Source organism: Winogradskyella bathintestinalis, assembly GCF_030407435.1.
In the GTDB taxonomy this organism is placed as follows: domain Bacteria; phylum Bacteroidota; class Bacteroidia; order Flavobacteriales; family Flavobacteriaceae; genus Winogradskyella; species Winogradskyella bathintestinalis.
Genome location: NZ_JASDDK010000002.1, coordinates 918,126 through 939,944, shown reverse-complemented (window position 1 = coordinate 939,944; position 21,819 = coordinate 918,126). Strand labels below are relative to the sequence as shown.

The window sequence follows — 21,819 nt, the reverse complement described above, 5'->3', positions numbered from 1 at the left end:
CAATCTAATTGCGACTTTTGTATTAAAAGATGTTTACTTCTGTATCAATTGTAATATTGAAAACCCATTTTACTGTTTTTTGTATTAATTGAGCCAATTCAAAAATTTCTTTTCCGGTTGCATTCCCATAATTAACTAAAACTAGGGCTTGTTTATTGTGTACCCCATAATCTTTAAAGCGTTTACCTTTAAAACCAGCTTTTTCAATAAGCCATCCTGCAGGAACTTTTATGTATTCTTCGGATATTTTATATGATGGTGCGTCTGGAAAATTATGTTTTAATTCTTTAAATTCTTCCGCAGTTATAATTGGGTTCTTAAAAAAGCTGCCACTATTACCAATTTCCTTAGGATCTGGTAATTTGCTTTGTCTTATTGCAATGACTGCATTAGATATATCGTGAATGCTCGGATTATATATGCCATGGGACGCCAGTTCATTTTTAATTACTCCATAGTCGGTTTGTAATTGATGATCTGTTTTTGTCAATTTAAAATTAACACTTGTTATAATATATTGATCTTTTAAGTCTTGTTTGAATATAGATTCTCTATAACCAAAATTACATTCTTCTTTTATAAAAGTTCTTGTGGTTTGATTTTCAATATTTATAGCTTCACAACTCACAAAAATATCTTTGAGCTCTACTCCATATGCACCAATATTTTGTATAGGAGCCGTTCCAATATTTCCTGGAATTAATGATAAATTTTCAAGTCCTCCATAGTTTTGTTTTAAACACCAAAGTACAAAATTGTGCCAGTTTTCTCCAGCCATAGCTTTTACAACAACGGTGTTCTCGGTTTCGGAGATAACTTCAATACCTTTAAGGTTGATGTGAAGTACCAATGCTTCAATATCTTTAGTTAACAACATATTGCTTCCGCCCCCTAAAATGAATAACGGATGTCCATGATATTTTTTTAAAATATCAATAAGTTTATCTACCGAAGGCACATTGTAAAATGTTTTCGCTTTAGCATCTATGCCAAAGGAGTTAAGCGATTTTAATGAAGCATTATCAATAAGAGTCATTAGTCTTTGTATACTTTTAAGGCTTCTTCAAGAATTTTAACAGCCATTTTTAAGCTCGCTTCATTTAAAACGTATGCAATTCGGATTTGATTTAATCCAACTCCAGAAGTCGAGTAGAACCCAGCAGCAGGAGCAACCATTACGGTGTCGTTATTATAATCAAAAGATTCTAATAACCATTTTGCGAAATCGTCAGAATTTTTTACTGGTAATTCCGCAATACAGTAAAAAGCACCATTTGGCTTAGCCACTTTAACTCCTTCTATTTTTTCTAAACCTGAAATAAGTGTGTTTCTGCGTTTTACATATTCGTCTTTAACATCGTCAAAATAACTTTGAGGAGTATCTAAAGCAGCTTCACTCGCAATCTGTGCTAAAGTTGGCGGACTCAATCTTGCTTGCGCAAATTTTAATGCCGTTTTAATAACCGCTTCATTTTTTGATACTAAATACCCGATTCTCGCCCCACACATACTGTAGCGCTTAGAAACTGAATCAATGACAATAGCATAATCTTCTAATCCAGGTTCTTGTAAAATGGAATAATGTTCTTCACCGTCGTAAACAAACTCTCTATAAACTTCGTCTGCTATTAAAAATAAATCGTGTTTTTTTACAATGGCAGCTAATTTTTTTATTTCTTCTTTAGAATATAAATAACCTGTTGGATTTCCAGGATTACAAATTAAAATTGCCTTGGTTTTTGGAGTAATGAGTTTTTCGAATTCTTCTATAGGTGGTAAAGCAAAGTTATCCTCAATCTTTGAAATTACTGGAACCACATTTACACCAGAAGCATTTGAAAATCCATTATAATTAGCATAAAATGGCTCAGGTATTATAATTTCGTCTCCTTCATCCATAATACTTCCAAACGCAAATAACAGAGCTTCACTACCTCCAGTAGTTACGAGAATGTCTTTATGATTAACGTTAATGGCATTGCGTTTGTAATAGTCAGCAATTTTCATTCTATAGCTTTCTGACCCTTCAGATCTGCTATACGCGATAGTCTCAAGATTTTGGTGTTTAATGGCATCTAAAGCAACCTGTGGAGTTTTTATATCTGGTTGACCGATGTTTAAATAATAGATGTTTTTTCCTTGTTTTTGAGCTTCTTCAGCATAAGGTACCAATTTTCTGATTGGCGATTCTGGCATGTTTGAGCCTTTATTTGAAATTTTTGGCATGTGGTATCGATTTTAAAATGCTAAGGTCTTAAAATTTATTTAAAAAATGATGCTTAAAATATATTGTATTCTAAAGATTTGTAACTTCTTTGAAATTATTCGAAAATTTGAAATTACGAAGCGTACATATTGTTCTATACCTGCTCAGTTGTAATTTTGGGATTCTAATAGCTCAAGAAAGCTTTTTTTTAAAGGAAGACATCAGTACCAAAATTGATTTTGATTTTGTAGGCAACTTAATCATCATTCCGTTAGAAATAAATGATGTTGTTTTGTCTTTTATCTTAGATTCTGGCGTAAGCAAGCCAATTCTGTTTAATTTATCTGAAAACGACTCGTTATACTTAGAGAATACCGAAACTTTCTATTTACACGGCTTAGGTGGTAATGGCAAATTAAGAGCGCTGAAATCCAACCATAATAAATTAAAAATAGGTAATGCTGTTGGGCTCAATAAAGATTTGTATGTGGTTTTTGATACTAATATAGATTTTACACCAAGGCTTGGTGTAGAAATAAATGGTATTATTGGCTATGATATATTTAAAGACTTTGTGGTTGAAATAAATTATGCTTCAAAATATATTAGGTTGTATAATCCAGCGGCTTTTAAACCAAAATCATCAAAAAAATGGAAATCACTTCCTATTGTAATTCATAAGAATAAGCCTTATTTAGATGCCAACGTGACTATACTCAAGGACAAAATACGCGTAAGGTTGCTCATAGATACGGGGAGTAGTGATGCTCTATGGTTGCTCGAAGATGAAAAAGCAGGACTAATACCAAAGCACAATTTAATTTTTAAGGATTACTTAGGGAAAGGTTTAAGTGGTTCTATTTACGGTAAGCGTTCTAAAGTGAATACACTGAAGTTGAGTGAATTTAATTTAACTAATGCTAATGTAGCTTTTCCAGACTCGTTATCAATAGATTTAACCAAAATTTATAAAGATCGTAAAGGCAGTTTAGGTGGTGATGTTTTAAAACGATTCAATCTTTTTTTCGATTATACGAATAAGCGGTTATATATTAGAAAAAATAGTGGTTTTAAAGAGCCATTTACTTATAATAATAGTGGTATTGTATTAGAATATAATGGTACCAAGTTTGTAAAGGATGAAATTAATATGCCATCTTTTAAAGGCTTTAAAAATAAGGATAACAATGCTGTAAAAATCAGCCGTGCTCTAAATTATAGAATGTTAATAAAACCTATATATAAAATAGTGGAGATAAGAAAATCGTCTAATGCATATCTTACAGGTTTAAGAGTAAATGATATTTTAGTTGGTTTAAACGGTCGGCCAGCATATAAATACAAATTGTCTGAAATTAATAAAATCTTTCATGGCAAAACAGGAAAAATGGTTAGACTCAGCATAGAACGTCTTGGCGAAAAGAAATCGTTTAAATTTAAATTAGATAATGTCTTTAACCAAAAAAAAGAGTTCTCAAAACGAGAACTCTTTCCTTAAATCTTAAATAAAATTGAGTTATTGCTCAATCATACTTTTTTGCTTTTTTTCTAAAACACTGGTTTTATTAGAATCTACAACTAAACCTTTTATTTTTAATGCAACAGTTGGAGTCTCTGCATTAGAGAAGACCGTGATTGTTTTTCTGATAGGATTAACTCTTTTTGTGTCATATTTTACTTCAATCTCACCAGTTTCTCCTGGTAAAATTGGTCCTTTCGGTTTTTTAGGTACGGTACAACCGCAAGTCGATTTTACGTTAGAGATTACCAAAGGAGCATCACCAGTATTAGTAAACTCAAAAGTTCTAACTCCGTCGGCACCTTTTTCAATGGTACCATAGTCTATAACATCGGTTTTAAATTCTATTTTTGCTACTTTTTCTTGAGCAAAAGAACCCAAACTAATTAGGCCTACAAATAAAATTGCTATTAAATTTTTCATCATTTTAATTTTAAAATTGATTATTCAAAACTACTTACTTTTTAGTTGCCGTCAAAATTTATTGGACGTAATGCACTCCATTTAACAGATTTTATGGTTTCTCAACCTATATTCTTGTGCTAATAATTTCGCTAAATAGGAATTATAAGTACTTTTGTTTGTTCTAATTTAAGTATTACAAAAACAATACCAAAACATGGAAATTCCATCTAAATATAATGCGCTATCTGTAGAAAATAAGTGGTACGACTATTGGATGCAGCACAATTACTTTCATTCTAAACCAGATGAAAGAGAACCATATACTATTGTAATTCCTCCTCCGAATGTCACAGGTGTATTACACATGGGGCACATGTTAAATAATACCATACAAGATGTGTTAATTCGTAGGGCACGTTTATTGGGGAAAAATGCATGTTGGGTTCCTGGTACAGATCATGCATCTATCGCTACCGAGGCAAAAGTTGTAGCTAAATTGAAAGAACAAGGCATTGATAAAAATGATTTATCTCGTGCGGAGTTTTTAAAACATGCTTGGGAATGGACCGAAGAGTATGGTGGTGTCATTTTAGAACAATTAAAGAAATTAGGATGCTCTTGCGATTGGGATCGCACCAAATTTACTATGGATGACGATATGTCTGAAGCCGTGATTAAGGTATTCGTAGATTTGTATAATAAAGGTTTGATTTATAGAGGTTACCGAATGGTTAATTGGGACCCGGAAGCCAAAACCACGTTATCTGACGAAGAGGTAATTCATGTTGAGAAACAAGGCCTTTTATATTATTTAGAATATAAAGTGGAAGGAAGCGATGAAAAATTAACCATTGCAACCACAAGACCAGAAACGATTTTTGGAGATACTGCTATTTGTATCAATCCAAATGACGAAAGATTTACACACCTCAAAGGCAAAAAAGCAATTGTACCAATATGTGGTAGAGTTATCCCCATTATAGAAGATGAATATGTAGATGTGGAATTTGGTACCGGCTGTTTAAAAGTTACTCCTGCTCACGATGAAAATGATAAAATTTTAGGAGATAAGCATGGGCTAGAAGTTGTTGATATTTTTAATGAAGATGCTAGTTTAAATAGCTTCGGAATGCATTACGAAGGTCAAGATCGTTTTGTAGCAAGAAAAGCAGTTGTTAAAGAGTTAGAAGACGCTGGTATTTTAGTAAAAACCGAAAACCATATTAATAAAGTAGGGACTTCGGAAAGAACTAAAGCCGTAATCGAGCCAAGATTAAGTGATCAATGGTTTCTTAAAATGGAAGATTTGGCACAACCTGCCATTGACGCAGTTTTAAAAACAGGTGACGTAAAATTGTTTCCCAAGAAATTTGAAAACACCTATCGCCATTGGATGGAGAATATCCGAGATTGGAATATTTCACGTCAGTTACTTTGGGGACAGCAGATTCCGGCGTATTTCTATGGTGATGGAAAAGAAGATTTTGTGGTTGCTGAATCTATTGAGGAGGCTGTTAATCTCGCTAGAGAAAAATCTTCTAATTTCGAGATTCAAGCATCAGATTTAAAGCAAGATACAGATGCATTAGACACTTGGTTTAGCTCATGGTTATGGCCAATGAGTGTTTTCGACGGTATTCGTAATCCTGAAAACGAAGAAATAAAATACTATTATCCAACCAATGATTTAGTAACTGGCCCGGATATTTTGTTCTTTTGGGTAGCACGTATGATTGTAGCAGGTTACGAATATAAAGATGAAAAGCCGTTTGAGAATGTTTACTTAACGGGTCTGGTAAGAGATAAACAAAGACGAAAAATGTCTAAATCATTAGGAAACTCACCTGATGCTTTAAAATTAATAGAAGAGTATACAGCAGATGGTGTTAGAGTAGGGTTGCTACTGAGCTCTGCTGCTGGTAATGATCTAATGTTTGATGAAACTCTATGTCAACAGGGAAGAGGGTTTGGAAATAAAATTTGGAACGCCTTTCAATTGACTAATTTGTGGGAAGTCGCAGATATAGATCAACCTAATTCTAGCAAAATAGCGCTAGAATGGTATGAGTCTAAGTTTCAGGCAGCACTAATAGAAATAGAAGATCATTTTAGCAAGTACAGATTAAGTGATGCTTTAATGACTATTTACAAATTGATTTATGATGATTTTTGTGGATGGATGTTAGAAATGGTGAAGCCAGCTTACAAGCAACCAATCGACAGAATCACCTATGAAAAAGTAATGTCTATTTTTGAAGATAATTTAAAAGTAGTTCATCCATTTATGCCATTTTTAACGGAAGATATTTGGCATTATATCAAAGAACGTTCACCAGAAGAAGCCTTAATTATTGCAAAATGGCCAGAGCCAAAACCAATTAATGAAACCTTAATTTCTGAATTCGATTTTGCTTCAGAAGTCATTTCAGGTCTAAGAAATATTAGAAAACAGAAAAATATAGCTTTTAAAGATGCTATTGGCTTTTCGGTGGTGAATAACGAAAAGGTAAATACCACGTTTGATGATGTTATTTCGAAATTAGGAAATTTAAGTAATTTCGAATATGTAAACGAACCCGTTGAAGGCGCTTTAACCTACCGCGTAAAATCGAATGAATATTTTATTCCTATGGAAGGGAGTATTGATATTGAAGCGGAAATAGAGAAACTTACAGAAGAGTTAAAGTACACTGAAGGGTTTTTAAAATCTGTACAAAAGAAATTGTCAAATGAGCGTTTTGTAGCTGGTGCGCCAGAACAAGTAGTTGCTGCAGAGAAAAAGAAAGAAGCTGATGCTTTAGCTAAAATTGAAACCATACAAGCTAGCTTATCTAGTTTGCAGTAATATTACAACCTACAAGGTTTTGAAAACCTTGTAGGTTTTCTATGATTACTAATGGAAAAGGGTTTTTTAGCAGTTAAATAAAAATAAGTCTGTCATAGAGAAGTTAATAGCAGAATGATTGCTAATCTTTCTTACCACTCATTAATTTTATTACTATCTAGCTTTACAAAAATAAACAGTAAAATGGTAAAGCCCCAAAGTCCTGAGCCGCCGTAACTGAAAAACGGCAACGGGATACCAACTGTTGGAATTAATCCCATAACCATACCTATATTGATAGTGAAATGCACGAATAGGATAGAGGCTACACCATACCCATATACCCGACTGAATTGTGACTTTTGTGCTTCTGCCAAAAATAAAATTCTGACGATTAGCAATACAAATATAAAGACCACGAAGCTTGTTCCTAAAAATCCCCATTCTTCGCCAACGGTACTAAAAATATAATCGGTATGTTGTTCTGGAACAAATTTTCCTGTAGTTCTCGTGCCTTGTAAAAAACCTTTACCAGATATACCTCCTGAACTTATAGCTTGTTCGGATTGGATGAGATTGTAAGCTTCGGCTTTTTTCATCCGCTCTAATTTCGCAGGATCTTTTTCTAAACGAAGCCAAAGACTAATTCTATTTTGTTGATGAGGTTTAAGAACATGATTGTAAAACAATTTCACACCATAAGAAAAACTAGTAGCCACTAAAAGGACTACAATATATTGCATTATCGATCCTCTTTTTTTCTTTCTAAAAACGTATACCGCAGCTATAATAACCAAAGCAATTAAAGCTGTAATTAATACACCGAATTTTAGTCCCAATACAGCTAAAATAATTAATGATAACCCGATAATTAAATACACTTGTTGTAAACCTTCGCGATAAAAAACAAAGAAAAAGGCTAAATAAACAATTGTACTTCCGGCATCATTTTGAAGTAAGATCAAGATTGCAGGTATAAATATAATGGCAGCAACTCTAATTTGATGCTTAATAGAGGTCATGTTAGTCTGCAAGTCGCTTATGTATTTTGCTACTGCTAAGGCTGTTGCAAACTTAGCGAATTCACTAGGTTGTATTGTCATACTACCAATACCATACCACGAACGTGCTCCATTCACATCTTTTCCAAAGAGAAATAAGCCTACCAAGGCCAACATTGCTATTAAATAAATAATACTTGCAAATCGTTCATAGAATTTGGCCTCAACTGATAGAATTAGGACAATGAGCACAAAAGTAAGAGCAATAAATATTAAGTGTTTTCCGTATAATTGTGACGTATCAAAATAACTTGTAATATCACCTACGTGAGATGCGGATAAGATATTGAAATAGCCAAATGTTACTAAAAGTAAAAAAAGTACAATAGTTACCCAATCGAATTTAAAACCTCTATGATTCTCCCTTAACATTAATTTTTTAAATTTTGCTGGTCAGATTCATTTTTAATGGCATTATTCTCTTCACTATTAATCGCATAGTTGTCAATGACCTGAAGTGTAGTTTCGCCATTAATTTTAAAAGGCTCTCCTGAATATGGTTTTTTATATTCGTTTTCTAAGCTATGGGTTAGAATCCATTGCTCTAAATCGTTTCTGGTAATTGTTCCTTTAAGATGTTTTTCTATCATGAGACTTGCCATTTTACCAGCAAATCTACTTCCCCAATAGCCATTTTCTACAAAAACGGCAATAGCAATCTTCGGCTTATCCTTTGGAGCAAAAGCGACAAAAATTGAATGATCTGTGAGTTGAGTTTTTACGCTGTCAATTTTTATGAAATTTTCAGCAGTTCCTGTTTTTCCACAGATTTCTATGCCTGGTACTTGTAAATATTGCGCTGTTCCTTTATTATAAACGTCATACATACCTTGCACAACAGGTTCAAAATGGCGTTTCTCAATAGTGGTATGTTTTGGTGTTTTATATTTTTTAGGTATACTATCCCCTTCTATACTTTTAATGATATGCGGTGTGTAATAATAACCACGATTGCCTATAGCAGCAACCATGTTCGCTAACTGAATTGGTGTAGTTTCCACTTCGCCTTGTCCGATGGCATTCGAAACAATATAAGTGGATCCCCAACGGTTGTCTCCGTAAGCTCTATCGTAATAATCGCCATCTGGTATTCTACCAGGTTGTCCAACGGATAAATCATTATTCAAAAAATTGCCTAAACCAAAACTTCTAGCATGATTAGCCCAAATATTCATCCCTTTTCCAGCATCATCATACTTATCAATAATGCGACGGTAAACATTTACGAAATAGGCGTTGCAAGATTGGGCGATGCCTAAATTCATATCCGCAGGACTTCGATGCTGATGACAGCCTGTTAATTTTCTGCTACCGTAATAGTAACCCATTCTGCATGTAAATTTATCATCAACATCAACAATTTCTTCTTGTAAACCTATGAGTGCATTAATTACTTTAAAAGGTGATCCAGGAGGATATTGAGCCTGTAATCCTCTATCGAATGTGGGTTTATTTATTTTATCTAAAAATAGACGAGAAAAATTCTTATTACGCTCTCTGCCTACCAATAGATTTGGATTATAACTCGGTCCCGTTACCATTGCTAGTATTTCTCCACTACTTGGATCAATAGCGACAATACCGCCACGCTTATGTTTCATAAGCAATTCTCCATAAGCTTGAAGTTCTGAGTCTATGGTTAAAGTAATATCTTTTCCTGGTTGAGGTAAGGTGTCTAATTTACCTTCTTTAAACGGACCAATGTTTTTATTAAAACGGTCCTTCTGAATAAATTTTATGCCCTTTACCCCTCGCAACACATCTTCGTAAGTTTTTTCAACCCCTTGTTTGCCTATTAAATCTCCCAATACATAATAGGGTTCACTCTTAATCGTTTTTCGATTAACCTCACCAAGGTCACCTAGGACGTTAGCACCAATATTAGTTTGATAAGATCTTAAAGACCGTTTTTGAACGTAAAAACCTTCAAATTTCCGCATTTTTTCTTGGAGTACAGCATAATCTATTTTAGACAATTGTGGTACAAATGGTGAAGGTAATCTTGGTGAATAACTCGTGGCTTTTGCTAATTTTTTATGATATTCTTCTTCGGTAATCTTTAGTAATTCACAAAATTCCTCTAATTCAACAGAGTCTAAAGGAATAACTTCTCTTGGAATGACCATTACATCGTAAGACGGTTGATTGGCAACTAAAAGTTTTCCATTTCTGTCATATACGTAACCACGTTTTGGATAATTGTAAACTTTTCTTATTGCCGTGTCTTCAAAAATATTGTAGTCCGAACTGCTGTATACTTGAAGATAAAATAGACGAGCAATAAAAACAAGACCAACTAGAATTACAGTGGCTAAGAGTAATAATTTTCTCATTTTTTGTTTCGGCTAAATAGAATTATAATCAATACGCTTAGTATTATAGTGAAAATACTAGAGAATAACGTTTTCTTAAGGACTAATAGTATTTTAGAAACGTTAAATATTTCTAATGAGAATAATACTAAATGATGAATTATGACACCAAAAGAAATGTATGTGATTAAGCTGCCTATATCGGTATTACGGATTTTTATACTTTGATGTTCGTACTGCATGCCAAACGAATTTTTTAGAAGTATTGGTCTCACATAAGCCAAACTTACAGCCGCTGCTGCGTGCACTCCTCCAGAATCTGAAAATAAATCGACCATTAAGCCTAAGACAAAGCTAACTAGTAAAAACAAAAGTCGTTCTTCTCGAATAGGAAACAGAAAAATAAATATTACGTATATGTACGGATTTATGTAGCCAAAGAAATTGATATGATTGCAGATCATAACCTGCAATAATAACAGGAAAATAAACCGAACGATATTTAGTCCAATAACACTATTCATCAATACTATTTTCTAAAGAATAAATTTCCTTTTTATCTAAATTTTCTAAAATATAAACGGTGCCTACGTTGGTCATATCATTAAATAACTTCACTTGAATGGTGTAGGTGTCTCCTCCTATATCTGTTTCAATACTAGAAATTGTACCAATGCCAACTCCTCTAGGAAAAATGGATGATTCCCCACCAGTTTGAATGGTATCACCCACTTTTACAGGAGCGAATTGGGAAACATCTTCAAGCTGAACATAAACGGGAGATTCTCCATTCCATTTTAAAGAACCAATATGATTCGTGGCTTTTATTTTAGCATTTATTCGGCTTCGTTTATTTAATATAGATAATACGGTTGAATAATTTTTCGATGTATTATCAATGATGCCAATAATTCCATTAGACGTCATAACCCCGAAATCTCGTTTTATACTGTCGTTTTTACCTTTGTTTAAAGTAAGATAGTTATTCGTTAAGGAGTAGCTGTTTTTATAAACTTCAGCCGTTGTAATTCTGTATTTCGATTTGGAGTACGTGCTATCGATATACGAAGAATCTGCGGAAATATTCCTATTTAAGAGTTGCTCCCTTAAGCGTTTATTTTCTTTAGCGAGATTATCGTTCTCCGTTTTTAAATTAAAGTATTGGTCTACAGAATTCATGGTGCCGTATACACCACCAGTTAAAAAATTGGCAGAATTGATGAATTTACTTCTGTGATAAGAATGCGATTGAATGGTTAAAGCTAATGCAATACTAAAAAGCAATAAAAACAACAGAAAGGTTTTGTTTCTTATAACAAAATTAAAAATTTGTTGCATTATTTATGGCTTATTTAATCAATACGCTTTTGTATTTAGGTAAGTTTTTAAGTACTATTCCGGTACCTCTTACTACAGCTCTTAAAGGATCTTCAGCAATATAAACTGGTAAGTCTGTTTTTTGGGAAAGACGCTTGTCAAGGCCTCTTAACATGGATCCGCCACCTGCTAAATAAATCCCGGTATTATAAATATCGGCAGCCAATTCTGGAGGTGTCTGTGATAAGGTTTCCATAACGGAATCTTCAATACGCAATATTGATTTATCTAAGGCTTTTGCTATTTCACGGAACGAAATTTGAACTTGTTTTGGTTTCCCTGTTAATAAATCACGTCCTTGTACACTCATATCTTCAGGAGGTAATTCTAAATCCTCGGTAGCAGCACCAATTTGTATTTTAATTTTTTCAGCCGTTCTATCACCAACATATAAGTTATGTTGCGTTCTCATGTAATAAATAATGTCGTTTGTAAAAACGTCACCTGCTACTTTTACAGACTTGTCACAGACAATACCACCAAGCGCAATGACGGCAATTTCGGTAGTACCACCACCAATATCAACTATCATGTTTCCTTTAGGTTGCATTATATCAACGCCAATACCAATAGCTGCTGCCATAGGTTCGTGAATTAAATAAACCTCTTTTCCATTAACACGCTCACAAGATTCTTTTACAGCACGCATTTCAACTTCAGTAATACCAGAGGGAATACAGACCACCATTCGTAATGCTGGATTAAAGAATTTTTTCTTTAACGCAGGAATGTTTTTAATAAACATGCTGATCATTTGCTCCGAAGCATCAAAATCTGCAATAACTCCATCCTTCAATGGACGGATTGTTTTAATATTTTCGTGCGTTTTGCCTTGCATCATGTTGGCCTCTTTACCAACGGCTATAATTTTTCCGCTGATGCGGTCTCTTGCTACTATTGATGGATTGTCAACAACAACCTTGTCGTTGTGGATTATCAGTGTATTTGCGGTTCCTAAATCAATGGCTATTTCTTCCGTTAGGAAATCAAAAAATCCCATGTGCTATTCTTAATTATTTGGGTTATGCTCGTCTTATTTTAAAGACTATCTGTAAAAGTAGTAAAATATACGTTATTTCTGCGGTTATGGATGCTTATTGCTTAATTTTTTTTTATTGTTATCTAATAAAATATATAAGTCCGCTTCGCTATTAGATTTGAAAGTTTAGAAGTGCTTGTAACTGATTGATAAATAGTGTTTTTTAAAATCGATCTTAATATTTTTTACCATTAAAATGTTTTTGCACAGAAGAAAAATTATTTCTATTTTATAAAAAAAATCATTCTTTTTTAAATTATGTTGACAAATAGTATTAAAACTACCAACTAATTAATAGCTTCCAAAATATCGGAATTGGGTCTAAAAGCGAAGTGGTCTTGTTTCTCTGTTAATGCTTAAAGTGACGTGTTCCTGTAAAAACCATTGCTACGTTATTCGCGTTGCAATAGTCAATACTCAACGCATCTTTAATAGAACCTCCGGGTTGAATAACAGCTGTAATGCCAGCATTATCTGCAATTTCTACACAATCTGGAAATGGAAAAAAGGCATCACTCGCCATAACCGCACCGTCTAAATCGAAGTTAAAAGATTTTGCTTTATGAATCGCTTGGTTAAGCGCATCAACTCTGCTCGTTTGTCCAGTTCCACTAGCACATAACTGTTTGTTTTTTGCTAAAACAATCGTATTAGATTTGGTATGTTTGCAGATTTTTGAAGCGAAAATTAAATCGTCCAATTCATCTGAAGTTGCAGTAGTTTTTGTAACAGATTTTAAGGCTTCCAATGTATCTGTAATATTGTTTCTATCTTGAACCAAAACACCGTTTAAACAACTTCTAACATTAGTTTTCGGCATGTCAATGTCTTTCAAAATTAAAAGGATCCTGTTTTTCTTTCCTTTTAAAATCTCTAGCGCTTCGGGTGCAAAAGACGGAGCAATAACAACTTCGCAAAATAATTTATGAATCTCTTCAGCCGTTGCTACATCTATTTCAGAATTACTGATTAGCACTCCACCAAAAGCAGAAACAGGATCTCCGGCCAAAGCATCTACATAAGCCTGGTGTAAGGTATCTCGTTGTGCTAAACCACACGCATTATTATGTTTTAAAACCGCAAAAGTTGGGGCGTCGTTTTTAAATTCTAACATTAAATTTACAGCCGCGTCAACATCTAAAAGGTTGTTGTAACTTAATTCCTTACCATGAAGTTTTGTGAAAATATCATCGAAATTGCCAAAGAAGAACCCTTTTTGATGAGGGTTTTCGCCATAACGCAACACTTTTCCATTATTTTCAGAAATTTTTAAAGCCGGAATTTCATGATTTTTGTTGAAATAATTAAAAATGGCAGTGTCGTAATGAGAAGATACGTTAAATGCTTTTGCTGCAAATTGCTTTCTATCCTCTTCTGTAGTTTCACCATTTTTAGTTTCTAATAAGTCTAAAAATTCGGCATAATCGTCAACAGAAGATACACAGGTAACGTCAGCATAATTTTTTGCTGCTGCTCTAATTAATGAAATTCCACCAATGTCAATTTTTTCAATAATATCTTGATTGCTGGCTCCTGAAGCTACGGTTTTTTCAAAAGGATATAAATCTACAATGACTACATCGATTTGCGGAATATCGAATTCTTTCAATTCTGCAACATCCCCATCGTGGTTCTGACGATTTAAAATACCTCCAAAAACTTTTGGGTGCAATGTCTTTACCCGACCACCAAGAATAGAAGGATAAGACGTAACATCTTCAACAGGCACCACGTTGATGCCTAAATCTTTAATGAATTTTTCGGTGCCACCAGTAGAATAAATGGTGACATTAAGATCGTTTAATTTTTTTACGATTGGTGCTAATCCGTCTTTATTAAAAACTGAAATTAATGCCGACGAAATGGTTTTGTTGCTCATGATTTTGTGTTGTGTTTTTGATACCGCAAAAATACGGATATTCAAAACGATAGCTTTGTCCTAAAACGAGTTTCTTTAAATTTTTTGTAACAATAAATTGTTGAAAACGTCCTATCTTTAAAATGTTCAATTTATCTTCACTTTTTGTTTTGTTAGAAATAGAAAATTTAAGATCAATTCATTATTAAAACAACCTTGCATGCTGGTCTATTTACGCTTACTTAAAGAGAGTTTTTCATTTGCTATTAATGCACTTCGGAATAATAAATTAAGAACATTTTTGTCACTTTTGGGAGTTACAGTGGGTATCTTTTCTATCATCGCTGTGTTGGCTGCTGTAGATTCTTTAGACAAAACCATACAAGGACAATTGAGCTCATTAGACGGTAATACCATGTATCTCACCAATATTTCTTTTGGACCAACGGATGTACCACGCTGGCAAAGAGAAACTTTTGATGAAGTATCTTATAATGAATACAAAACATTAGAATCGGCATTGACTGATGTAGATCATGTGGCTTTACAGTTATTTGTAAGGCGTGAGAATATTAGATATGAATCAGAATTGGTGAGCAGTGTAAATACGGTTGTAGTCTCGCATGAGTTTATTGATATACAAGTTATGGAATTTGAAAAAGGACGTTTTTATAACGAATCTGAATCTAATTCTGGACGACCGGTAGTGGTCATAGGATCGGAAATTGCTAAATCGCTATTTGGTGATCTCGATCCAATAGGAAAGAAAGTGAGACTCTATGGACAGAAATTTACCGTTATAGGTGTAGTGAAAAAACAAGGTTCTGGCATATTTGGTGATAGTAACGATGTGTCTATTTTTATACCAGCGAATTATGTAAGAAACAGGTATGGTGATAATAACCCATTTATGAAATTTGTGGTAATTATTAAGCCTGAAAAAGACGCAGACATTGAAGGAGTGAAAGCAGAAATTACTCAAATAATGCGAACAAAAAGAGGGTTAAAGCCCGATGAAATCGATACATTTTTTATTAATCTTCTGTCTGGTTTACAAAACTTAATAGACACCATTATTGGAAGCTTAAACTTAATTGGCTGGGTGATTAGTGGATTCTCACTTTTAGTTGGAGGATTCGGTATCGCCAATATTATGTTTGTAAGTGTAAAAGAACGTACCAACCTTATAGGAATTCAAAAATCATTGGGTGCTAAAAATAAATTTATATTATTTCAATTTTTATTTGAAGCGGTGATATTAGCTGTTGTTGGGGGACTAGTAGGATTGTTCTTAGTTTGGGTAGGCACCATTATAGGTAGTAATCTTGTGGAGGATTTTGAATTTGTACTTTCTCCAGAAAATATGGCTCTTGGCTTTTTTATATCATCTGTAATTGGTTTAATATCTGGAGTAATACCTGCTTTACGAGCTTCACGATTAGATCCTGTGGAGGCAATACGAACAGGAATGTAAAATTATTTCACTGTTGAAATTATCGTTTACATTTCCTTAATCACTAATGCTTACTTGGTAATGGCTTGATTGCTATTTTAACGTTGTAAGCACAGTTCAATTTTGTGTCAGAATTATAAAATAACTATAGAATCTTTATTTAAGAAAGAAGGTGAGCAACTTCCTTACAAACAAATTCTAAAAATCGCTCATCGTCTTCTGTAAACGGATCGGAAGTATTAGAATCTATGTCAATTTGCCCAATATTTTCACCATTTACAAAAATAGGAATCACTATTTCAGCTTTAACAGTGATACTACAGGCAATATAATTATCTTGAGCAGCAACATCTGGCACCACAAAATTTTCGTTACTAACGGCTACTTGGCCGCATATACCTTTTCCAAAGGGAATTATGGTATGATCTGTTGGCTCACCAACATAAGGGCCTAATTTTAATTCATCTTTATCCCCGTTTTTAAAGTAAAATCCAACCCAATTATAATAATCTATATTACTTTCAAGGATTTCACAAATATGAAGTAAACGTTCTTCAACAGTACGTTCATTATTTGATGTAATTACCGTTATTCTAGGTTTTAATTCTTGAAAAGTCATGGATAAAAGTATTTTTTTGCAAAAGTATCTAAAATGCGCGATTTTGAATGTCGGTTTTTATAAATTTAACACCAACTTAATGTTTCATTGTTATTAAAAGAATTTTATTAAAGAAAACCGTTGTTTTATCGGAGTATTAGAATCAAACACTATATGAAATTTATATTTTGAAAGCACTTTTAGTAAAATACAAATCGGTAATTCGATTTATTGTCACATTTTTAGTGATATATGGTGTGTTGACGATTTGTTATAATTTATATCTTAATATTTCTGAAGATTTACGGTATTATCCAGACTATGTAACGCACTTGGTGGCGGAGCAAACTAACGCGCTATTAAATGGGTTAGGTTATGTCTCAAATGTGTTGCCTCACCCTAACGAACCTTCAATAAAGATAATTATAAATGGAAAATACGTTGCCCGTGTTATCGAAGGTTGTAATGCTATAAGTATCATTATTCTATTTTTATCTTTTATAATCGCGTTTGCAGGGAAATTTAAAACAACTTTATTGTACGGCTTAGCAGGAAGTGTTATAATTTATGCCTTTAATTTAATTCGAATTGTAATTTTATCTATTGGTCTTTATCATTATCCATGGCAACGAGAGATGCTGCATACTGTAATTTTTCCGATGTTAATTTATGGAACTGTATGCTTACTTTGGATGGTTTGGGTTAATCGATTTTCTAAAAACGTAAAAAACATTGCCTAAATTTACGAGATATATTTTATTGGTTATCTTGTTTCTGCTTTTAGTGGCCGTGAGAGGTTTTGAAGATATTCTATTCTATGATCCGTATTTAACTTTTTTTGAAAACGATTATCTCTATATAGATAGTCCAAGACGAGAAATCGCAAAACTAGTGCTCTTTACAACTTTGCGTTTTGTTTTGAATACTTTAATATCGTTGGGAATTTTATACCTACTTTTTAAGGATAATAGTATTGTTAAATTTTCGGTAATCATTTATACTATGGCCTACGTTTTACTCTTAATTCCATTTTTATATTTTGTCATTAATCCGAAACAAGAAGATTATTACTTGTTTTTTAATATTAGACGATTTTTAATTCAGCCAATTGGACTGATATTATTAATGCCAGCATTCTACTATTATAAATTGAATCGTTAATAGTTATATAATATAATCTTTAATATTTCAGAATTTTGTAACTTTGAATCGTGAAATTTACAATTGCATATAAAGCTTATTCTATATCATTATCATTTTTGGTTTTGTTATCGACATTGTCGTTAACAATAGAAAAGCATTTCTGTGGTGACACGCTGATAGATGTTGCAATATTTACTGAAACGGAAAAATGTTCTGAAGACGTCATAGAGATCGACCAAGTTAGTATCACTAAAAATAGCTGCTGTAAAGATGAAATAGATATCATTGAAGGTTTGTCGGAAATGACGATTACTTCTTTCGAGGACTTAGATGTTATTCAGCAACACGTATTATTCACTTTTGCTTATTCTTATAGTAATCTGTTCGAGAATTTACCGAATATTGGTAATTCAGATAAAGATTATTCTCCACCAATACTCGTTAAAGATATTCAAGTTTTAGACGAGACTTACCTCATTTGATTATTTTTTGAAATTCCGAGCTATAACGCATCATAATGACTGATGCTAATTACTAATATTTCAAAATTAAATTATAATGAAACACGTTTATAATGTTTCAGGTATGACCTGCAACAATTGTAAAGCTTCTGTTGAAGAATCGCTCTCAAACTTAGAACAAGTGAAAGAAGTTTCGGTTAATCTCAAAGCAAAAACAGCCACAATTAAAATGACATCACATGTCGAGGTGAAAACCCTTCAGGATGCACTTTCCGATAAATTTAAAATTTCAGAACAAGAAGAGACCAATGTTTTTAATTCAGATACAAATGAATCTGACGTAGAAAAAAAGAGTGAGTTAAAACAACTTTTTCCACTATTTCTAATCTTTGGTTATCTAATTATAGCTTCAATTTTATTAAACTATAAACCTTGGGATGTTTCGGGTTTTATGCTAGATTTTATGGGTTTATTTTACATTGTCTTTAGTTTTTTCAAACTATTAGATTTAAAAGGTTTTCCTGAAAGTTTTAGAATGTACGATCCGCTTGCTAAAGTGTTACCAATTTACGGTTGGGTTTATCCTTTTATTGAATTGACCTTAGGCTTAATGTTCTTAATGCGATTTCAAATTGATATAGCTCTTATAGTTACACTTATTGTATTAGGTATAACAACGGTAGGTGTAACTAAAGCATTGTTTAGTAAAACTACGATTCAATGCGCTTGTTTGGGAACGGCCCTAAAATTACCAATGACGAAAGCCACATTCATTGAAAATTCCGTAATGATTATAATGGCAATATTAATGTTATCTAATACCCTAGCATCATGAGAAAATTTCTATTTTTAATAATATTTTGTCCGGTGTACCTATTCTCACAAGACGAATTAAAGGGGGTGATTTTAGAAGCAAGTAGTTCTAAAGAAATGCCTTTACCTGGTGCAAATGTGTATTGGTTAGATTCTTCTGTTGGAGCTATTACTGGCGATGATGGTTCATTTTCATTACCCTATAAATTCTCTTATAGCCAATTAGTGATTAGTTACGTTGGTTTTAAAACCGATACCTTAACAGTCACTGAAAATCGACCGATAAAGCATGTACTACAAGCTAGTGATGAATTAGACGCCGTAGAAATAAAATCTCGAAAACAAGCCACACGAAAATCGTATTTAGAAGCTACGAATACGTTTACGGTAACTAGCGACGAATTGTTAAAAGCCGCCTGCTGCAATTTGGCTGAGAGTTTTGAAACTAACCCTTCTATCGATGTTAATTTTGCTGATGCGGTTACCGGAACTCGGCAAATTAAAATGTTGGGTTTAACCTCTCCTTATATTCTTATTGCTACTGAAAATATACCGGCTATTAGAGGAGCGTCTCAAGCTTATGGATTAAGTTTTATTCCTGGTACGTGGGTAGAAAGTATTCAGATAACAAAAGGAACTGGAAGCGTAGTCAACGGCTTTGAAAGTATAGCAGGCCAGATCAATGCAGAATTGGTAAAGCCAACTACCGACGATAAATTATTTGTAAATCTTTATGGCGCATCAAGCGAACGTCTAGAATTGAACACACATTTTAACACAAAAATTTCAGAGAAATGGAGTACTGGTTTGTATTTGCACGGTAATACGCATCAACAAGAACACGATGTTAATGACGATGGGTTTTTAGATATGCCATTATACAATCAGATAAATGTGATGAATCGCTGGCAATATATCAATCAAGAAAAGGGAGTGGTGAGTTTTTTAAATTTAAGATATTTAAATGACGAAAAACAAGCAGGACAAGTGAATTTTGATCCAAATAATTTCGATCCAAGGAATCCTGGATTATTAAGTGAAGTTGATGCATGGGGAAGTGAAATCAACACAGAACGGTTTGATGTTACTACAAAATTTGGGTATGTAAATCCTGAGATTCCTTATCAAAGTTTAGGTTTTCAAACCGCTTTTAGTTATCATAAACAAGAATCGTATTTTGGTTTAAATATTTACGATATTAAACATAATAGTTTTTATTCTAACTTGGTTTATAATACTATTATTTCGGATTCGCGCCATAAAGTAAAAACAGGGTTGAGTTTTACATACGACCATTATGACGAATTGGTAAATACAAACACTTTTGAGCGCACTGAAAACTCAGTAGGTGGATTTTTTGAATATGCTTACGATAATCTTGATAAATTAACTATGACGGCAGGTGTCCGAGTAGATCAACATAATAGATTAGGTTTTTTCGTTACACCACGTTTTCATTTAAGATATACACCATGGGGAAAATCGGCTTTTAGAGCGTCTATAGGTAGAGGAAAACGTAGTGCTAATATTTTTGCGGAAAATCAGAATATGTTTTCTAGTTCTAGACAAATAAATATTTTGAATTCTACTGGAAAAATTTATGGATTGGATCCAGAAATAGCTTGGAATTATGGTATTAGTTATTTGCAAGGGTTTAATCTGTTTAATCGAAAAGCAGATGTAACGTTTGATTTTTATAGAACAGATTTTCAGAATCAAGTGGTTGTTGATTGGGAAAATCCTTTCGAAGTTAATTTTTATAATTTGGAGGGTGACAGTTATGCCAATAGTTTTCAATTTGAATTTAATTACAATGTGTTTGAACATTTTGATTTACGAATGGCTTATAAATATTATGATATCAAAACGGATTATAAGTCAGGTTCTTTAGAAAAACCTTTGGTGCCAAAACATCGTTTATTTGCAAATTCTTCTTATGAGACCCATCAAAAAGACAACGGCGCGCATTGGAAATTTGATGCGACATATAATTGGTTAAGTGCACAACGTTTTCCAAATACAGATTTAAGTGCACCACAATTTCAATTAGATAAATATTCGCCAACAGTAGGCACCTTAAATCTTCAAGTTACCAAAGTGTTTTCTCCGAAATTTGAAGTATATTTAGGGGGTGAGAATGTAACCAATGTAAGACAAGACGATCCTCTTGTGAGTGCAGATAATCCATTTGGTTCAAATTTTGATAGTAATTTTGTATATGGCCCAATTTTTGGAAGTATGTATTATGCAGGCTTACGATTTAGAATTAAATAACAAACATTTTATTTAAGTTGTACGTTACAATTCAATTATAGAAATTAAACATAAAATAAACTTTAACATGAAAAAAATAATCTTAATATTTACTTTGTTTATAACCACCCTAACATTTGCTCAAAACAAAAATGCAAAAGCTTCCATGGAAGTTGATGGTGTTTGTGGTATGTGTAAAGAACGCATAGAAAAAGCTGCGATTAGAACCAAGGGTGTAAAATCTGCGGTTTGGAATGTTGATACGCACGAGTTGAAATTAATTTTCGACGAACGTAAAACAGATTTAGAGAAAATATCTAAAAAAATAGCGTCGGTAGGTCATGATACTAAAGAAATAAAAGCAACTGAGGAGCAATACAATTCAGTGCATCCTTGCTGTAAATACAGAGATGAGGTAGTTAAAAAAAATCATGAAAATAATAATGATAATTAACTGAAAACTGAGTTGCATATTTACCAACTCATCTTTCATATAT

Annotated in this window: 19 protein-coding genes; 9 read left to right on the top strand and 10 right to left on the bottom strand. The window is 33.1% G+C overall.

The annotated features are described in order from the left end of the window. Positions 1-22: 22 nt before the first annotated feature. Together murB and QMA06_RS09105 are read right to left on the bottom strand one after the other, a co-directional pair. The gene (gene murB, locus QMA06_RS09110) at positions 23-1,036 is read right to left on the bottom strand and encodes a UDP-N-acetylmuramate dehydrogenase (RefSeq protein WP_290206524.1); all 1,014 of its coding nucleotides are present in this window, start codon (positions 1,034-1,036) and stop codon (positions 23-25) included. After that, entirely contained in the window at positions 1,036-2,226 is a 1,191-nt protein-coding gene (locus QMA06_RS09105) for a pyridoxal phosphate-dependent aminotransferase (protein ID WP_290206523.1), read from the bottom strand. Before QMA06_RS09105 ends, murB begins: the two co-directional genes overlap by 1 nt. A gap of 107 nt (positions 2,227-2,333) precedes the next feature. Between QMA06_RS09105 and QMA06_RS09100 the strand changes: the two genes are divergently transcribed. Continuing rightward, complete coding sequence (locus QMA06_RS09100) at positions 2,334-3,704, top strand: pepsin/retropepsin-like aspartic protease family protein (protein WP_290206522.1); 1,371 nt, start codon at positions 2,334-2,336, stop codon at positions 3,702-3,704. Between the two features lie 18 nt (positions 3,705-3,722). Here the strand turns inward: QMA06_RS09100 and QMA06_RS09095 are convergent, their stop codons facing one another. Beyond that, the gene (locus tag QMA06_RS09095) at positions 3,723-4,148 is read right to left on the bottom strand and encodes a DUF1573 domain-containing protein (protein WP_290206521.1); all 426 of its coding nucleotides are present in this window, start codon (positions 4,146-4,148) and stop codon (positions 3,723-3,725) included. Between the two features lie 196 nt (positions 4,149-4,344). Between QMA06_RS09095 and QMA06_RS09090 the strand changes: the two genes are divergently transcribed. Further along, positions 4,345-6,975: a valine--tRNA ligase gene (locus QMA06_RS09090; RefSeq protein WP_290206520.1), complete on the top strand. Its 2,631-nt coding sequence runs from the start codon at positions 4,345-4,347 to the stop codon at positions 6,973-6,975. Positions 6,976-7,106: 131 nt separating this feature from the next. Here QMA06_RS09090 and rodA read toward each other — a convergent pair whose 3' ends face one another. The 6 genes from rodA to purH form a co-directional block, all read right to left on the bottom strand. Then, complete coding sequence (gene rodA / locus QMA06_RS09085; RefSeq protein ID WP_290206519.1) at positions 7,107-8,387, bottom strand: rod shape-determining protein RodA; 1,281 nt, start codon at positions 8,385-8,387, stop codon at positions 7,107-7,109. After that, positions 8,387-10,348 carry a peptidoglycan D,D-transpeptidase FtsI family protein gene (locus QMA06_RS09080; protein ID WP_290206518.1) on the bottom strand — a complete coding sequence of 654 codons (1,962 nt, stop codon included), beginning with the start codon at positions 10,346-10,348 and terminating at the stop codon, positions 8,387-8,389. Before QMA06_RS09080 ends, rodA begins: the two co-directional genes overlap by 1 nt. Further along, on the bottom strand, positions 10,345-10,698 hold the full coding sequence (locus QMA06_RS09075) for a hypothetical protein (RefSeq protein WP_318036596.1): 354 nt from the start codon (positions 10,696-10,698) through the stop codon (positions 10,345-10,347). Before QMA06_RS09075 ends, QMA06_RS09080 begins: the two co-directional genes overlap by 4 nt. Before the next feature lie 145 nt (positions 10,699-10,843). Further along, complete coding sequence (gene mreC / locus QMA06_RS09070) at positions 10,844-11,665, bottom strand: rod shape-determining protein MreC (RefSeq protein ID WP_290206516.1); 822 nt, start codon at positions 11,663-11,665, stop codon at positions 10,844-10,846. 10 nt (positions 11,666-11,675) lie between these two features. Beyond that, positions 11,676-12,704: a rod shape-determining protein gene (locus QMA06_RS09065; protein WP_092444594.1), complete on the bottom strand. Its 1,029-nt coding sequence runs from the start codon at positions 12,702-12,704 to the stop codon at positions 11,676-11,678. A gap of 388 nt (positions 12,705-13,092) precedes the next feature. Then, positions 13,093-14,622: a bifunctional phosphoribosylaminoimidazolecarboxamide formyltransferase/IMP cyclohydrolase gene (purH, locus tag QMA06_RS09060; protein ID WP_290206515.1), complete on the bottom strand. Its 1,530-nt coding sequence runs from the start codon at positions 14,620-14,622 to the stop codon at positions 13,093-13,095. A 199-nt stretch (positions 14,623-14,821) separates the two neighbouring features. Between purH and QMA06_RS09055 the strand changes: the two genes are divergently transcribed. Further along, a complete protein-coding gene (locus tag QMA06_RS09055; protein ID WP_290206514.1) occupies positions 14,822-16,075 on the top strand; it encodes an ABC transporter permease in 1,254 nt (417 codons plus the stop codon). A gap of 139 nt (positions 16,076-16,214) precedes the next feature. Here the strand turns inward: QMA06_RS09055 and QMA06_RS09050 are convergent, their stop codons facing one another. Further along, a complete protein-coding gene (locus QMA06_RS09050; protein WP_290206513.1) occupies positions 16,215-16,673 on the bottom strand; it encodes a GAF domain-containing protein in 459 nt (152 codons plus the stop codon). Positions 16,674-16,840: 167 nt separating this feature from the next. On the opposite strand from QMA06_RS09050, the gene xrtF reads away from it, so the two are divergent. From xrtF to QMA06_RS09020, 6 genes are all read left to right on the top strand, one after another. After that, positions 16,841-17,392 (top strand): exosortase family protein XrtF, encoded by a 552-nt coding sequence (xrtF, locus tag QMA06_RS09045; protein WP_290206512.1) that lies wholly within the window; start codon positions 16,841-16,843, stop codon positions 17,390-17,392. Beyond that, positions 17,385-17,813 (top strand): exosortase F system-associated membrane protein, encoded by a 429-nt coding sequence (locus QMA06_RS09040; protein ID WP_290206511.1) that lies wholly within the window; start codon positions 17,385-17,387, stop codon positions 17,811-17,813. The genes xrtF and QMA06_RS09040 overlap by 8 nt, the downstream gene beginning before the upstream one ends. A gap of 50 nt (positions 17,814-17,863) precedes the next feature. After that, positions 17,864-18,277, top strand: coding sequence for an HYC_CC_PP family protein (locus tag QMA06_RS09035; protein WP_290206510.1), 414 nt, complete (start codon positions 17,864-17,866; stop codon positions 18,275-18,277). A gap of 76 nt (positions 18,278-18,353) precedes the next feature. After that, on the top strand, positions 18,354-19,091 hold the full coding sequence (locus QMA06_RS09030; protein ID WP_290206509.1) for a heavy-metal-associated domain-containing protein: 738 nt from the start codon (positions 18,354-18,356) through the stop codon (positions 19,089-19,091). Further along, on the top strand, positions 19,088-21,343 hold the full coding sequence (locus tag QMA06_RS09025) for a TonB-dependent receptor (RefSeq protein ID WP_290206508.1): 2,256 nt from the start codon (positions 19,088-19,090) through the stop codon (positions 21,341-21,343). The genes QMA06_RS09030 and QMA06_RS09025 overlap by 4 nt, the downstream gene beginning before the upstream one ends. A 67-nt stretch (positions 21,344-21,410) precedes the next feature. Continuing rightward, positions 21,411-21,776, top strand: a complete 366-nt coding sequence (locus QMA06_RS09020) for a heavy-metal-associated domain-containing protein (protein WP_290206507.1) — start codon at positions 21,411-21,413, stop codon at positions 21,774-21,776. Positions 21,777-21,819 lie beyond the last annotated feature (43 nt).

Coding starts and splice junctions, on each gene's coding strand:
- purH (WP_290206515.1), bottom strand. CDS start 14,622: ATGAGCAACAAAACCATTTCGTCGGCATTAATTTCAGTTTTTAATAAA.
- QMA06_RS09025 (WP_290206508.1), top strand. CDS start 19,088: ATGAGAAAATTTCTATTTTTAATAATATTTTGTCCGGTGTACCTATTC.
- murB (WP_290206524.1), bottom strand. CDS start 1,036: ATGACTCTTATTGATAATGCTTCATTAAAATCGCTTAACTCCTTTGGC.
- QMA06_RS09090 (WP_290206520.1), top strand. CDS start 4,345: ATGGAAATTCCATCTAAATATAATGCGCTATCTGTAGAAAATAAGTGG.
- QMA06_RS09065 (WP_092444594.1), bottom strand. CDS start 12,704: ATGGGATTTTTTGATTTCCTAACGGAAGAAATAGCCATTGATTTAGGA.
- QMA06_RS09055 (WP_290206514.1), top strand. CDS start 14,822: ATGCTGGTCTATTTACGCTTACTTAAAGAGAGTTTTTCATTTGCTATT.
- QMA06_RS09105 (WP_290206523.1), bottom strand. CDS start 2,226: ATGCCAAAAATTTCAAATAAAGGCTCAAACATGCCAGAATCGCCAATC.
- QMA06_RS09020 (WP_290206507.1), top strand. CDS start 21,411: ATGAAAAAAATAATCTTAATATTTACTTTGTTTATAACCACCCTAACA.
- QMA06_RS09050 (WP_290206513.1), bottom strand. CDS start 16,673: ATGACTTTTCAAGAATTAAAACCTAGAATAACGGTAATTACATCAAAT.
- QMA06_RS09030 (WP_290206509.1), top strand. CDS start 18,354: ATGAAACACGTTTATAATGTTTCAGGTATGACCTGCAACAATTGTAAA.
- rodA (WP_290206519.1), bottom strand. CDS start 8,387: ATGTTAAGGGAGAATCATAGAGGTTTTAAATTCGATTGGGTAACTATT.
- QMA06_RS09080 (WP_290206518.1), bottom strand. CDS start 10,348: ATGAGAAAATTATTACTCTTAGCCACTGTAATTCTAGTTGGTCTTGTT.
- QMA06_RS09095 (WP_290206521.1), bottom strand. CDS start 4,148: ATGAAAAATTTAATAGCAATTTTATTTGTAGGCCTAATTAGTTTGGGT.
- mreC (WP_290206516.1), bottom strand. CDS start 11,665: ATGCAACAAATTTTTAATTTTGTTATAAGAAACAAAACCTTTCTGTTG.